Consider the following 14,656-nt stretch of genomic DNA (forward strand, 5'->3'; position numbering starts at 1 on the left):
ATTTGTTTTTTGCATGGCGCGCCATTTGATAGATATGAATGAAATGAACTCGAGTGATTTCGAAGCCCTTCTTACGGCGCAACGCAGCGCCATGATTCGCGATATTCCGACATCACCCGCGGCCGTTTCCACTGAAACGCCGACACTCACCAAGGCGGAACTTGCTGAGTTGCTGTTCGACAATGTCGGGCTCAACAAGCGGGAAGCGAAAGACATGGTCGAAGCGTTTTTCGAGGTGATCCGCGATGCGCTGGAGAGTGGCGACAGCGTGAAGCTGTCGGGGTTCGGCAACTTTCAGTTGCGCGACAAGCCCCAGCGTCCCGGCAGAAACCCGAAGACCGGCGAGGCGATTCCGATCGCCGCGCGCCGCGTTGTGACGTTCCATGCAAGTCAAAAGCTGAAAGCGCTGGTTGAGAACGGCGCCGAAGCGAGCTTCACGCGCTGATCGACTGGCGCGTTCCTGCGCAACCCACCACGACGGCTAACTGACGATGACAGCGGCGATCGAAAAAGTCGTCTTGCCTCCGATTCCGGCGAAGCGCTACTTCACGATTGGTGAGGTCAGCGAACTATGCGGCGTGAAACCGCATGTGTTGCGCTATTGGGAACAGGAGTTCACGCAGTTGAGGCCGGTCAAGCGGCGCGGCAATCGCCGGTATTACCAGCATCACGAGGTGCTGTTGATCCGGCGGATTCGTGAATTGTTGTATGAGCAGGGCTTCACGATCAACGGCGCGCGCAACCGGCTCGATTCACACGGCGGTGGCGCGCACGGTGCGCCGGGCGGTGTGATCGAGGAAGGTGAGGGCGCAGTGGTGCCGGCGGCAATCGCAACCACAGCCACAACCTCGGTAGATGTCGAACAGTTGCGCAAGGAATTGCTGCATGTGATCGATTTGCTGAACCATTAATCGCCTTTGTTAGCAGAAGGCGGTTCTAATCGAATCAAGTGTCTGTTATAATTTTGTGCTGTTCGGGGCGTAGCGCAGCCTGGTAGCGTACCTGCATGGGGTGCAGGTGGTCGGAGGTTCAAATCCTCTCGCCCCGACCAAGAGACATAGCCCGGTGAGCCTTGCCAGTATTGGAAAAGCCAATGCTGACAAAGCTCACCGGGCTTTCTCGTTTACGGCTTCGTTGGTCCTCTGTGCGAACCGCCTGGAGTGCGGCATGGGGGCCGTTACCATGTCCGCTGGGGTCGCCCTGGGAGGCTCCATATAGCGCCTCTTCCGCATCTGAGTTGCAAACACTCGGCGGGGTTTCTTCAGCGCGCGCGATGGTTGGCGCGGGCTGTTGTGGCACGCTGGGAGTCTCGATAGACCTTCCTCGATTCGTTCACCCACCACACCAAGCCCTTAGAACCCGTTGCAAAGCGGCACGCCCTTCGGACGTGGGCCAATCCACTCGGCTCGATTCAGCAAGTTCGGCGCAAGCCAATTCTGCTTGTCGTTTCGCCGCGTCGAGATCGCCCGGACTCAGTCCGTCTGTAGGTCCAGCGTGACGTGGGTGTGAATCCGTTCGACGTCTTTGAACTAATCGGCAGTCAAGGAGCGCCCGTGTCGTCTCAAGTTTGACTGACGGGTCGCCCAATGAAGTACCGCCTCGATTACGAATGCCGTGCAAATGCGCGAAGTGCGCAGGGTTGTGCCGCAGAACGCCGTACATCACGAGAATCATCAGTTCGGTCTTACGCACGATGCACCCGCCAACTCGTCGCCGGGCAGCATGTAGCACGTAGACTGCGCGTCCGCGAGTAGCTCGGCAAACTTACGCTGATGCTCAGCGATGATCGCGTGCGCTTTCGCGGTGACTCGCTGCGGCCTGAGTGCCTGGACTGGTGCGGTAGGCATTAGTTGCGCGCTCCCCCATCCTTCAAGCGGCGCCACAGGTGGCGAATCATCCGCCGCCGAGAACGCTCTGATGAATGTTGCTGAAAAGGAGATACATTGGAGGGCAATCCTTTCGATCTATCGTTTTGATCAGACCATCGGGGCACAACGTGCGCGAGCCGTGGATCGATGCGGAGCCGCTGCCGATGTTCGTCGGCCCGCTATTTTTCTGACAACACAAACGATCCACCACGATGGGAAAGATGTCGAGCCTACAGACAAGACGGTAGGGCGTTGACCCTGCTAAAAGCTGCACACGGGCGCACGTTTTGGGGTGATCGCGCACTTCGTTGCCAAGACTTCTGACGCGCAACGGGTTTGCGGATATTCGTATTACTGCCGAGGCGGAAAAGGTGAAAACGCAGGAATCGTCTCCACCAGCCGACGAGGCGCTACGCGGCGTCTTGTTGAGCGCGGTTTCCAGCGCCGTGGGCAAATCCCAAATGACGTTCAGACACACTTCCGACCGCGCCGTGCCCCCACGAAGAATGGAGCCCATCCCGGTAACCGGACTGCCGCGCGGAGAAACCCAACAGCGCGGCTTGCCCGATCTCGCCTCCTGACCCCGGCAGAAGAAGCGGCGCATAATGCTGAGATCCCTTTATCAACACGATGGAGGTGGATGTGACCACGCTTGCTATAGACGCCATTCGCATCAGCCCGGCAAACGACCGGATTACCCACGTGCGCTGGGCGCCCGTCGACCCGTCGACGCGTGACTGGTTGTCCCCCACCTCGCTTGCCGAGGTGGCCGAAGTCGTCGCCGCGATCCGGCGGGGAGACGCTGTTTGGTCCCTTTTTACGCTTGGCGGCACACGGTATCTGGGGCCAAAAATTGTGACTGTCGCCCACACCGACGGCCACGACGGGATCGACACGGATGTCCCCGGCGATCACGTCGAAAAATGCATTGACGATCTGCCGCGCATTTGACCGCGCACCGTCAGAACCGTCGGCGATCATCGCGCGCGTCGTTGATTCCGCTCGATGTCGCCGACCATGGGCCAGGTTTCGGCCGCCCGTGTGTGCCCGATGGTCCTGTCAGGGTCGGCGGTACGCGGAAGGTGCAACAGGACAGCCGGCAGCGGCACCTCCGTCGACCTGAATAGACCCGCCCGCTACCGGAGCCGCGCTCACGGCGCCTCAGCTATCCAGCCGATCCACCAGCGCAAATGGAATACTTTCCGCAAACAGCTCACGGTCCCCCGTCGCACTAGTCTGCATATTCAACTGCGGCGCGAAATTCCAACCGGAACTCCGCGTGCGGGTTGTGCGCACCTGGACCTTCAATTCAGCGGGCAGCCACGAAGCCGGCTCGTTCAGAATTTCATTTGCTTCGCACGAGGGCATGGCCGCTCAACGGCAGCAATTCGCCCGATCCGCTCAAGCGGGGCAACGGTAGGGCGCGCACCTTCGCGTGAAATACCCTGGTCAGCACGCCGGGAAATCACTATCCAGCCAGGTGCGAATACGTCTCGTCGACGCGCGCACGTGCTAGCGCGCCGTACCGCGCCGGCGTTGCCGGCCCGTGACTGTGCGGCCGCGACCGGCGTCGTCCGGCTCCGCGAACATCGTCATGCGCTGCAACATCCAGCTGAGCAACTCGTGCGCGGCGGCGACCAGTGGACGGCCCGACTTGACGAGTAGCCGCGCCTTGATACCACGGAACAAAGGGTGGTCGATCGGCACGACAGCCAGTTTGCCCGCCGCGATTTCTCGATACGCAGCAAACTCGCCCACGAGTGTGATGAAGTTTCCGGAAGCGACAATGCGCTTGAGCGCAGTGAGCGAGTTCGTGGTGAGGGTGGGGCGAATCTCGATGTTCTCCGCGAACTCCAGCATTTTTGCCGCGTGACCTATTCCGAAGTTGCCCGGCATCAGCGCCAGTGGATAGTCGAGCAGGTCTTCGACCGTCGCCGGCGTTCCTCTCACCGCCAGAGGATGGTCGGAGCGAACCAGCAGCACAATGGGCTGCGAGGAACTGGCGCGATATTCGATGCGCGCATGCGGCGGCGCATTATAGGCAAGGCCGATGTGTGCGCGGCTTTCGGCCACCTCATTGAGCACATCGTCGACCGGCAGAATAGCCACGCCGATATCGAGCTTCGGATATTGCGCACAGAACGGACTGATCACTTCGTCGATCAGCGCGTCGACATAGCCTTCGCTGATGGCCAGTTGAACATGCCCTTGTTGAAGACCCTTCATGGCATGGAGTTGGTCTTCCAGCTTCTCCTGCTGTGACCGGTAGCCTCGCCAGAATTCGAGCAGATGCGCCGCCGCCTCGGTCGGCGTGACGCCACGCGCCTGCCGCTCGAACAGCAGCGTGCCGAGTTCGTCTTCCAGCAGCCTGATCTGCCGCGTAATGACGGAGGGCGACGTGTTAAGGCTATCCGCGGCGCCGCGAATCGTGCCGTGCGTCAACACCTCATAGAAATAGCGCAGGCGCTGCTGATTGATTTCCCGCATGTCGGCCTCCCATCGTCGCCGTCGTTGCTCTACAGGCAACGATACGTGAACTTAGTTGCTGTTGCTAGTCCGGCTTAGAGTTGCCACCATTCGCATACCGGATGAACTGATCAAGAGGCTCGACATGGAGACTGGCATGGCAACAATTCAACCCGCGGCGACTCGCTGGAGCGACGTTCCCGCTCTTTATGCCAAGCTTAACTTCAGGCTGCTGCCGTTTCTTCTGCTCTGCTATCTGTTTGCTTATCTGGATCGCGTGAATGTCGGCTTCGCCAAGTTGCAGATGCAAAGCGACCTGGGCTTTTCCGATGCCGCTTACGGTGTCGGCGCGGGCATCTTCTTTCTGGGGTACGTACTGTTCGAACTGCCGAGCAACCTGATGCTGCCGAGAGTCGGCGCACGGAAAACCTTCTTCCGCATCCTGGTGTTGTGGGGCATTACCTCGGCCTGCATGCTGTTTGTGCGCAACGTGCAGATGTTCTACGGCATGCGCTTTCTGCTCGGCGTCTTCGAGGCGGGTTTTGCGCCCGGTATGATCTTCTATCTGTCGCGCTGGTACGGCCCTTCACGGATGGCGCGGGCGATCGCGATCGTGTTTCTCGCCGGTCCGATCGGCGGCATTGTCGGCGGGCCGCTTTCCGCGTGGCTGATGACGAGCCTCGCCGGCAAGGCGGGTCTTGCCGGATGGCAGTGGATGTTCCTCGTGGAAGGTTTGCCTTGCATCGTGCTGGGCGTGCTGACTCTCTTCGTCCTGTCGGATCGGCCGGCGCAGGCCGGCTGGCTGAGCGACGACGAGAAGCGCCTGCTCGAGTCCGAGCTCGCCGGGGTCCCGGCTGGAGATCATTCGTTCAAGGCGGTCCTGCGCAATCCCAGGATCTATCTGTTGGCTTGCGCGTACTTTTGCATCATCGCGTCGATTTACGCCATGAGCTTCTGGCTGCCGACCATCGTGAAATCGCAAGGCGTCGAGGATACGATCCGGCTCGGCTGGTATGCGGCGATTCCCTACGTCGGGGCTGCCTTCGGCATGTACTTTATCGGTCGCAGGTCGGATGCGCGTCGCGAACGGCGTTATCACAGCTCGGTGCCGGCGCTTCTCGCCGCGATATTGCTTTCCCTGTCGGTTCTGGCCGACGGCAATCTCGTCGCATCACTTGTCCTGCTGACGCTCGCCACGACGATGCTGTGGATGGCATACACGGTGTTCTGGGCAATCCCGTCTGAATTCATCAAGGGCGATGCGGCCGCGGGCGGCATCGCCCTGATCAACACGATCGGCTTGTCCGGCGGATTCTGGGGGCCTGCCATCATCGGCTGGGCCAAGACGGCAACGGGCAATCTGCATCTTGGACTCCTGATCGTCGCCGGTCTGGCGCTATGCGCGTCCGCACTGCTCGTCGCGAACAGGTTGCCTTCGGAATAGCGAGCCGGGCGAACGCGCCCGGATGAGGATGCTGCTCGACGGTCACCGCAGGCGCCGTCGGGAAGTCGCAGTCAACCCAATGCGCCGCGTTTCTGCGGGAAGCGGCGAGAGAGAGAACCTCACATGCTTTTACACCAGTCAACATGGGTCGAAGTCGGGCAATACCTGAAGCGCAGCCGTTCGATCGTCGTTCCAATCGGCTCGAACGAGCAGCACGGTCCCACCGGTCTTTTGGGCACGGACTGGCTGTGCCCGGAAATCATCGCGCACGAAGCGCAGAAGAGCGCGGACCTCCTGATTGCGCCGACCTTCAACATCGGCATGGCCCAGCATCACCTGGGCTTTCCGGGAACCATCTCGCTGCGGCCGTCGACCTTCATGGCCGCCATTGGCGACTGGACGCGCTCACTGGCGGTTCATGGCTTCGAGAAGATCCTGTTTCTGAACGGCCACGGCGGCAACGTCGCGTCGATCGAAGCCGCGTTCTCCGAGATATACGCCGAAGCCAGTTTCGCGAAACGTCGCTCGGGCTTCGCGCTAAAGCTGTGCAACTGGTGGGATCTCGACGGTGTCGGCGAACTGGCGCGCGAGCAGTTCCCTGAGGGGCACGGCATCCATGCCACGCCCTCCGAGATCGCCATTACGCAATGGGCGCTGCCGGAGGCGATCAAGACGGCTGACTACACGCCAAAGATCGCGCCATCGGGACCGATTCGCGAGGCGCTTGAGTTCCGCGCGCGCTATCCCGATGGTCGGATGGGCTCGGATCCGGGCCTCGCGTCGCCGGAAAAGGGCGGCGCGCTGGTGAGGCTGGCCGCACAGAGTCTGATTCGCGAGATGGATGCGTTCAGCCGCGAAAGCGTGCCGGGCTAAAGGCTCGCGGCGACCTCAACCGCGTGACGCGGATCGTCAAGCTGATGAGCCTTGTCAATTCGACGCCGGAGTTTGTCGAGCCGCATCTGGTGACGAACGGCGCGTCGGAATGGCTCGTGGAAGTACTCGGCGAACGCGGCAAGCATGCGCGCTCGGCCTTCGGCGTGGCGCAGATTCCGTTGGGCGCGTGTCTGGAACTGGGGATGAACGTCGAGGGCAGTTGAGGGCGGGTGTGGTCGCAGTCTCCATTGCGTCGATGTGGTGCTGGCGGACACTCCCGTCACAGGTGCGCTCGCGCTCGTGCTCAAGATCGGCCGGCGGCGCTTGCGGAGGCGCTTGGCGCCCTGGCAGTCCAATCATTGAAACCGTCGAGGTCGCGTAGAGATTCGAACCGGTCGATCCTACTGGACGGCGAGCTTCGCGCTTTGCTGCAGCAAACCCTTGAATATCCGGTCTGACAGGTCTCTTGGAAACGCTTCCGGCAAGAGCGCCTCAACCTCCGCGACGACCTCTTCAGTCATGCCGGTCAAGGTGGTGATCATCTCTTCGACATGGGCTGGGGCGAGCGTCACCTTTTGGCCCTGCGCAATCCAGTGGCGACGCCGGATCTCGTCGATCAGATAGTGAGCGTTCTTGCCACGCACCGCCATGGCGAGTTTCACCCGGCGCGCGGAAAGCAGGTTCCGTCCGCTTCCCATGATCGGATGCGCGGAGAGAAGGTCATAGATCGGCGTGGCCTGGTAGCAATTGGACTTCAGGTGCGCGATGCTGAAATTTTTCGCGTGCCCGTCGACGGCTGCGAGCATCCAGAAAACGATCTGCGTCATGAAGAAATGGCGCTGATCGATCGCGAAGCGCTCCGAACCGGCCAGGACTTCCATGACCTGCTGGATGCCGGGCCCACCGTCGGACTCATATTTTCCCGCAGCGGGTGTGCCGGTCGCCTGACACATGTCCTCCTGGGGAAGCCGCAGTATCCATGAACCGTCGCTTGCATAACGGCGGTCGAATCGTTCGACGACGAGTACCTTCTGGTCCTCGAACGTGGCGATGTCGCAGTGGGCGATAGGCAATCCAAATGCAGCCGCAATCTTCGAGCACAGCCACTCCTTCTCTACCGACGTTCGCATATCGGCGCGCAGGTTGCCGACCAGCCCAAGCGGCAGCTTCAGAATATGCGTGGTCGGAGTGCTGCCTTCCGGAATGGCCCATTGGCCGTTGTGCCGCAGAAGCGCGGTCTTTTCCTGCGCGCCGGCGATGGACAGGCGTAGGTCGTAGGTCGTCGATAGGCTCATGCTGGCCCAACAAGGGCGCAGCCGTTGTGTCTCGCAGGAGCCGCGCGATTTCCGCCTCATTGAGAGGGCGCCCGTTGATTGCCTCGAGATCCACCGGGGTTTCGTCCGGAGGCAGCATCTGGATAGCACCGAAGCAGTCCCGGCCGAGTTTGGCGAGCAATTCGAAAGGCGAGGTACCGCCAGTTTTGTAGCGCCCTGCGATGCGCTCGCGGATAACCTTGCTGTCCGGCAGCAGGTTGTCGAAAAAGTCCGAGACTACCTTACCCCGATAGGGCTGGTTGCCGGGCGTGAAAGGCAGCGAAAGCGACAAGGAACGCCCCTGTTCGTCTGCTCGCCATTCTTCGAAGTAGGTGAGTTTCTCGCCGTCCCGGGTGGTCTCCCAAATTCCGACGGGTAATCCGTTCATCCAGAGATTCAGGCGTTTGGCGTGCGCGCGGCGGCCCATTGCTACCAGTCCTCCCGCTTCCTGGGGGGCGCGGCAGTCGGCGCCACGCGTTTGCATGCGGCCGGCTTAGGCGAGGCTTGCCCGCTTGCGCGCTTCGGCGCGGCGGCGGCTTTCAGGGTAGGTGCCGTCTTCGTTGTCGCGGTGGTGGTGCGCTTGGTTGCCACCTTCTGTTTCGCCGTGACAGGCGACTGCGCTATCCGCCCACGCTTGGGTGGGAGCGTTTCCAGGTCCGCGGGTCCAGCGCTCGAGCCAGAACGATATCGACCTTGAGCACACTCAGAACATGGAATAACCGCTCCATGCTCGCTGATTCGGGCTTGGCCTCGAGCTGCGCGTAGGTCTGCTGGGTGATGCCCAGATGGCTTGCCATCTGGGCCTGCGTGAGCCCGCTGGCCTTGCGGAAGCCGACAAGAAGCGGGCGCAACTGGCGAGGAGTTTTGCCGGGATAGTCCACTGCCGGCTCGTTAGACGTGAAAACAGCAAATAGGCAGTAAATGGCAAATACAATATATGTTCTGTATAAGACAAATAAAAAAATAAGCTGTAAATTTAAAATATCGACAGCCATTCTCCCCGCGTTACACCTATTCCCGCCCCAGCGCGACAAACCGTTCGAGATGATGGTCCTCGTCGCCGAGTTGATGATCGATCATCACGAGGCGCTTCGCATAATGAGCGAGCGGCAGTTCCCACGTCATGCCGATGCCGCCGTGCAACTGAATGCATTCCTCCGCGACCCGCGTGCCAATCCTGCCGATGCTGTATTTGGCCGCCGACATCGCGCGCTCCCGCTGCTGGCGCTCGGCGCCTAGCGCCGCGGCTGCGTTGATGACCGCCGAGCGCGCCTGTTCGATCTCGAGCAGCAAATCGGCCATGCGATGCTGCAAGGCCTGAAAGCTGCCGATCGGCACGCCGAACTGCTTGCGCGTGCGCAGATACTCCAGCGTGTAGTCCCTGGCGACATCCATCGCGCCCACGGCTTCGGCGCACAAGGCCAGCACGCCGCAGCCGACCGCATACTCGAGCGTCGCGAAGCCCGCGTCCGGTGCGCCCAGCAACGCGTCTTCGCCGAGCGCGACGTGGTCGAACGTGACTTCGGCGGCGCGTCCGCCGTCGATCTTGCGATAGCCGCGCACGCTGACACCCGCTGCGTCGCTCGGCACGAGAAAGAGCGTCACGCCGGCTTCTTCATCGTCGTCACCGCTCGTGCGGGCCGAGACCAGAAAGAGCGAGGCATGCTCACCGTGCTGCACCACCGCTTTCGCGCCGTTCAGGCACCACGTATCGCCGCTGCGCCGCGCGCGCGTGGTGACGCGGGCCAGTTCGTAGTGGCCGTCCGGCTCGCCGTGCGCGAGCGCGACGATTTGCGAGCCGTCGATCAATGCGCCGAGCGCCGCCTTCTGCGCCTCGGTGCCGCTTCGCGCGATCGCTCGGCCGACAATCAGCGTATCCAGAAACGGCTCGACCACGAGGCCGCGGCCAAGGCTCTCGAACACCACGGCGATATCGAAACCGCCGCCGCCAAAACCGCCGTCCGCTTCATCGAACAATGCGCCGATCACGCCGAGTTCGGCGAAACGGTTCCACAAATCGCCGCTATAGCCTTGCGCCGAACGCGCGATCCGGTCGCGCGTCTCGAAGCCGTACTGCTCGCCGATAAAACGATTGAGCGAATCCGCCAGCATGCGGCGGTCTTCGGTGTGCTGGAAATTCATGACGCGCGCCCCTTACAGTCCCAGGATCATTTTGGAAATGATGTTCTTCTGGATTTCGTTCGAGCCGCCGAAGATGGACAGCTTGCGGTTATTGAAGTAAAGCGAAGCGGCGCTCGCGGCTTCGGCGGGGCCGACCGGCACGCCGTCGAAGCCGTCCTGCAACGCTTCCTCGACGAACGGCTGCGCATACGGGCCCATCGCGCGGCGCGTGAGCGAGGAGATTTCCTGGCGGATCTCGGTGCCGCGAATCTTCAGCATCGAACTTTCGGCACCGGGCACGCCGCCGCCGGCCACCGCCGCGATTACGCGCAGGTTGGTGGTCTTCATGTTCTCCAGATCGATCTCTACACGCGCCATGCGCGCGGCGAACGCGGGGTCCTGCGCGAGCGGCCGGCCATTGCGCCGCTGTTTCGCGGCGATCTTGCGCAGGCGGTTGAACGCCGCCACCGAGAAACCGACGCCCGCGATATTGGTGCGCTCATAGGTGAGCAGGTACTTGGCGTAAGTCCACCCTTTGTTCTCTTCGCCCACGAGGTTCTCCACCGGCACGCGCACGTCGGTGAAAAACACCTCGTTGACTTCATGCTCGCCGTCGAGCGTGATGATCGGACGCACGTCGACGCCGGGCGTCTTCATGTCGATCAGCAGGAAGCTGATGCCTTCCTGTTTGCGCACGTCGGTGGCGCTGCGCACGAGGCAGAAGATCATATTCGCGTAGTGGCCGAGCGTGGTCCATGTCTTCTGGCCGTTGACGACGTAGTGCTCGCCCTGGGCATCCGTGCCGCGCACGGCGGTGGTTTTGACCGCGGCGAGATCGGAGCCGGCGCCCGGTTCCGAATAGCCCTGACACCACCAGTCCGAGCCGTCGAGAATACGCGGCAGCCAATGGCGTTTTTGCGCTTCGCTGCCGTATTTGATCAGCACGGGTCCGAGCATATTGACGCCGAATGGCACCACGCGCGGCGCGCCGGCCAGCGCGCATTCGTTTTCGAAGGTGAATTTTTGCACCGCGTTCCAACCCGGCCCGCCGTACTCTTTCGGCCAGTGATTGGCGAGCCAGCCTTGCGCGTTGAGAATCGCGTGCCACCCGGCCATGTCCTCGCGCGTGAGACGGCGGCCGCCATGCACCTTGTCGGCGAGACGTTGCGGGAGCTTCTCGCGCAGGAACGCCTGCACGTCGGTGCGGAAGGCTTCTTCCTCGGCGGTGAAATTCAGATCCATGACGGGTTCTTCCGGATAGAGTGAGCCGGGCGGCGCGCGCAACGCGCGGCCGCTCGTGATGCATAGCGATGATGCGCCGTTTCAGACCGTCTGGTTCAGGCTCGCGAAATCGGCGCCGCGTTCCACCAGTTCGACCAGCAGCGGTGAAGCTTGCCAGAAGAGCGGATCGTCTTTGGCGAACTCGCGGATGTCGGCGAGGATCTTCGGCAGGCCGACCGTGTCCGCGTATTTCATCGGGCCGCCGCGATAGCGCGGAAAGCCGTAGCCGTAAAGGAAGGTCACGTCGACGTCCAGCGGCCGCAGCGCGATACGTTCATGCACGACGTTGGCACCTTCGTTGATCATCGCGGCCATATAACGGCGGATGATCTCGTCATCGGTAAAGGTACGCGGCGTGATACCGGCGCGTGCGCGCTCGGCGTCGATGATCGCTTCGACTTCGGGATCAGGCGTGCCGCTGCGCGATCCTTCGGAATACAGATAAAAACCGCGTCCGGTCTTCTGGCCGAACCAGCCGCGCTCGCACAGCCGGTCGGCGATCTGCACGTACCGCGCGGCGGGATTGCGGGTGGCGGCGCGCCGCTTGCGCGCCGCCCAGCCGATGTCGCCGCCCGCCAGATCGACCACCTGGAACGGACCCATCGGAAAGCCGAACGCGCGCACGGCCGCGTCGATCTGATAGGGCGACGCGCCGTCTTCCATCATGGCATCCGCGGCGGCGCGGTACACGGCCAGCACACGGTTGCCGATGAAGCCGTCGCACACCCCCGCGCGCACCGGCGTCTTGCGCAGCTTCTTCGCGAGTTCGAACGCGGTGGCGACCACGTCGGCGCTGACCTGTTTCGGCACGACCACTTCCAGCAGCTTCATGATGTTGGCGGGCGAGAAGAAGTGCAGGCCGATCACGTCGGCGGGGCGCGAAATGCTCGCGGCCAGCGCGTCGATGTCGAGATACGACGTGTTGGTCGCGAGCACGGTGCCCGCTTTGCAGACGCGATCGAGTTCGGCGAATACGGCCTGTTTGACGGCGAGGTCTTCGAATACCGCTTCGATCACGAGATCGGCGTCGGCGAGCGCACCGTAAGACGTGCTGCCGCTCCAGCGCGTCATGACCGCGGCCTTCTTCTCCGCGCTCATGCGGCCTTTGGCGATCAGGCCGTCATAGACTTTTTCGATGTGCGCGCGGCCGCGCGCGAGCGAGGCGTCGTCGCGTTCGATCATCGTCACCGGCAAGTCCGCGTCGAGCACCGCGACGGCGATCCCCGCGCCCATCGTGCCGCCGCCCACCACGCCGATCGTGTTCAGCGCGCGCGGTTTGGCCTCGCGCGTTTCGGGCGCCTTGAGCACTTCTCGCTCGGCAAAGAAGGCGTGAATCAGGCCGGCGCGCTGCGGGCTGTCGAGACATTCGAGGAACAGTTTGCGTTCGAGCCGCAGACCTTCGTCAAAGGGCAGTTCGACGGCGGCTTGAACCGCGTCGACGATTTTCAGCGGTGAGAACAGGCCGCGCGATTTCTTCGCGGTTTCCGCGCGCGCCGTGGCGAGCGCGGCGAGACTCGCGGCGCGCTCGCCGGGCACCGTGGCGTCGCGCGTGCGGCGCACCGGTGCGTGGGTGGACAGCAACTCGTGCACATAGGCGAGCCCTTCGGCGAGGATGTCGTCGCTGCTGCCGAGGCGGTCGATCAGACCGAGCGCCAGCGCTTCCTTCGCGCCGGCGTGGCGGCCGCTCAGGATCAGATCGAGCGCGGCCTGCGCGCCGATCAGGCGCGGCGTGCGCTGCGTGCCGCCCGCGCCCGGCAGGAGGCCGAGCTGCACTTCGGGCAGGCCGAGCTTCGCGCCCTCGACGGCAATTCGGTAGTGCGCGGCAAGCGCGACTTCCAGGCCGCCGCCGAGCGCCGCGCCGTGAATCGCGGCGACCACCGGCTTCGTGCACGCTTCGATGCGGTTGCACACGTCCGGGAGCGCGGGCGGCAGCGGCGGCTTGCCGAACTCGCGAATATCCGCCCCGGCGATGAAATTGCGGCCTGCGCCGACGATCAACACGGCTTCGACGGCCTTGTCGGCATCCGCGGCTTCGACGGCGGCGAGCAGGCCGCGCCGCACGTCGGCTGACAGCGCGTTGACCGGCGCGTGGTCGATGGTCACGAGCAGCACCTTGCCGCGCATTTCGCGCGTCACGACGTCGGCCGAGGGGTTGGGGGTCATGATGTCGTCTCCTGACTATTTATCGGATGCACGCGAAAAAAGCATGCCGGGTCTGGCGAATGCTCCGATTGTGCGGTGGTCAAGGTTTATTGACAATCACATGGACGGTTGACAGACTGTCAAAGTTTCTTTGACAAAGGCCGTGGCATGGACGTCAACTCCCTGACCTTGCTGGTGGATATTCTGGACGCGGGCAATCTCAGCGAAGCCGCGCGCCGGCTGAAAATGAGCCGCGCGAATGTCAGCTATCACCTGAACCAGCTGGAACGTTCCGTCGGCCTGCAACTGGTGAGGCGCACCACGCGCCGGGTCGAGCCGACCGAAATCGGCCTGCAGCTCTACGAGCACGGCCGCACGATCCAGAACGCGCTGCTCGCCGCGCGCGAATCCGTCGCCACGCTCGGACAAAGCCTGCAAGGCCGCGTGCGGCTGAGCGTGCCGAGCGGCTATGGGCAACTCGTCATGTCGGACTGGCTGCTTGCGTTCAAGCGGCTCTATCCGGGCATCGTGCTGGACGTGATGTTCGAGAATCGCGTTGAAGACCTGATGCGCGACGAAGTGGATATCGCCGTGCGCGTGATGTCCGAGCCGCCGCAGAACCTGGTCGCGCGCGACATGGGGCCGGTCAGGTACGTGGCGTGCGCATCGCCCGTCTTCGCGCAAACGCACGGCATGCCGAAGCAGCTCGACGACCTGCGCACGGCACCGCTGATTACCGCGGCCGTGGTCGGCAGGCAGCTGCGCGTGGCCGCCTACTTGCGCGACGAACGGTATGAAGTGCTGCTGGAGCCGACGCTTATCTCCGAGAACTTTCTGTTTCTGCGCCAGGCGGTGCTCGCCGGGCTGGGTGTGGGGCTCGTGCCGGACTACGTGGTGCAGGACGACCTGCGGCGCGGCGACGTAGTGACCGCGCTCGACGAATGGCGCTTGAGCATCTTCGGCACGCATATGTACATGCTGTATATGCCGAACCGGCACCACACGCGCGCGGCGGCGACGTTCATCGATTTCATCTTGCAGCAGGCGCACGGCACGGGCAGAGGGTTGCCCGCGTAACCGGCTACGGGAAGGAACGTTGCCGAGTGGCAGCGCGTGACGCCTATGGAGAAACCGCGGATTCATCTTGA

The 14,656-nt window shown here is 62.7% G+C and carries 12 protein-coding genes, 1 tRNA gene and 2 pseudogenes; 8 read left to right on the forward strand and 7 right to left on the reverse strand.

Translation table 11 applies throughout. The features are described from left to right. Positions 1-34 precede the first annotated feature (34 nt). From CJU94_RS11185 to CJU94_RS11195, 3 genes are all read left to right on the forward strand, one after another. Entirely contained in the window at positions 35-445 is a 411-nt protein-coding gene (locus tag CJU94_RS11185; protein ID WP_028200202.1) for an integration host factor subunit alpha, read from the forward strand. 46 nt (positions 446-491) lie between these two features. Then, entirely contained in the window at positions 492-911 is a 420-nt protein-coding gene (locus CJU94_RS11190; protein ID WP_095418738.1) for a MerR family transcriptional regulator, read from the forward strand. A 63-nt stretch (positions 912-974) separates the two neighbouring features. After that, positions 975-1,051 (forward strand) — tRNA-Pro (locus tag CJU94_RS11195). Positions 1,052-1,893: 842 nt separating this feature from the next. On the opposite strand, the gene CJU94_RS40820 is transcribed toward CJU94_RS11195, so the two are convergent. Beyond that, complete coding sequence (locus CJU94_RS40820; protein ID WP_157763735.1) at positions 1,894-2,385, reverse strand: hypothetical protein; 492 nt, start codon at positions 2,383-2,385, stop codon at positions 1,894-1,896. A 125-nt stretch (positions 2,386-2,510) separates the two neighbouring features. On the opposite strand from CJU94_RS40820, the gene CJU94_RS11200 reads away from it, so the two are divergent. Further along, the gene (locus tag CJU94_RS11200) at positions 2,511-2,819 is read left to right on the forward strand and encodes a hypothetical protein (RefSeq protein WP_095420301.1); all 309 of its coding nucleotides are present in this window, start codon (positions 2,511-2,513) and stop codon (positions 2,817-2,819) included. Positions 2,820-3,380: 561 nt separating this feature from the next. On the opposite strand, the gene CJU94_RS11210 is transcribed toward CJU94_RS11200, so the two are convergent. Continuing rightward, positions 3,381-4,355, reverse strand: a complete 975-nt coding sequence (locus CJU94_RS11210; protein ID WP_095418740.1) for a LysR family transcriptional regulator — start codon at positions 4,353-4,355, stop codon at positions 3,381-3,383. A gap of 136 nt (positions 4,356-4,491) precedes the next feature. Here CJU94_RS11210 and CJU94_RS11215 point away from each other — a divergent pair, with 136 nt between their 5' ends. The 3 genes and pseudogenes from CJU94_RS11215 to CJU94_RS11225 form a co-directional block, all read left to right on the forward strand. After that, complete coding sequence (locus CJU94_RS11215) at positions 4,492-5,778, forward strand: MFS transporter (RefSeq protein ID WP_095418741.1); 1,287 nt, start codon at positions 4,492-4,494, stop codon at positions 5,776-5,778. A gap of 123 nt (positions 5,779-5,901) precedes the next feature. After that, positions 5,902-6,651 carry a creatininase family protein gene (locus tag CJU94_RS11220; protein ID WP_095418742.1) on the forward strand — a complete coding sequence of 250 codons (750 nt, stop codon included), beginning with the start codon at positions 5,902-5,904 and terminating at the stop codon, positions 6,649-6,651. Between the two features lie 8 nt (positions 6,652-6,659). After that, a pseudogene (locus CJU94_RS11225) lies at positions 6,660-6,875 on the forward strand (RidA family protein); the annotation flags it as partial. A 177-nt stretch (positions 6,876-7,052) separates the two neighbouring features. Here the strand turns inward: CJU94_RS11225 and CJU94_RS11230 are convergent. From CJU94_RS11230 to CJU94_RS11250, 5 genes and pseudogenes are all read right to left on the reverse strand, one after another. After that, positions 7,053-8,391: pseudogene (locus CJU94_RS11230) on the reverse strand (type II toxin-antitoxin system HipA family toxin). Positions 8,392-8,584: 193 nt separating this feature from the next. Next, positions 8,585-8,959, reverse strand: a complete 375-nt coding sequence (locus CJU94_RS11235) for a helix-turn-helix domain-containing protein (protein WP_244220819.1) — start codon at positions 8,957-8,959, stop codon at positions 8,585-8,587. A 16-nt stretch (positions 8,960-8,975) separates the two neighbouring features. Further along, entirely contained in the window at positions 8,976-10,106 is a 1,131-nt protein-coding gene (locus tag CJU94_RS11240; protein WP_095418743.1) for an acyl-CoA dehydrogenase family protein, read from the reverse strand. 12 nt (positions 10,107-10,118) lie between these two features. Further along, positions 10,119-11,327, reverse strand: a complete 1,209-nt coding sequence (locus CJU94_RS11245; protein WP_095420303.1) for an acyl-CoA dehydrogenase family protein — start codon at positions 11,325-11,327, stop codon at positions 10,119-10,121. An 81-nt stretch (positions 11,328-11,408) separates the two neighbouring features. Beyond that, on the reverse strand, positions 11,409-13,529 hold the full coding sequence (locus CJU94_RS11250; RefSeq protein WP_095418744.1) for a 3-hydroxyacyl-CoA dehydrogenase NAD-binding domain-containing protein: 2,121 nt from the start codon (positions 13,527-13,529) through the stop codon (positions 11,409-11,411). A 147-nt stretch (positions 13,530-13,676) separates the two neighbouring features. Here CJU94_RS11250 and CJU94_RS11255 point away from each other — a divergent pair, with 147 nt between their 5' ends. Beyond that, positions 13,677-14,585 (forward strand): LysR family transcriptional regulator, encoded by a 909-nt coding sequence (locus tag CJU94_RS11255; protein WP_095418745.1) that lies wholly within the window; start codon positions 13,677-13,679, stop codon positions 14,583-14,585. The last annotated feature ends 71 nt before the right edge of the window (positions 14,586-14,656 follow it).

Source organism: Paraburkholderia aromaticivorans (genome assembly GCF_002278075.1).
Taxonomy (GTDB): Bacteria; Pseudomonadota; Gammaproteobacteria; order Burkholderiales; family Burkholderiaceae; genus Paraburkholderia; species Paraburkholderia aromaticivorans.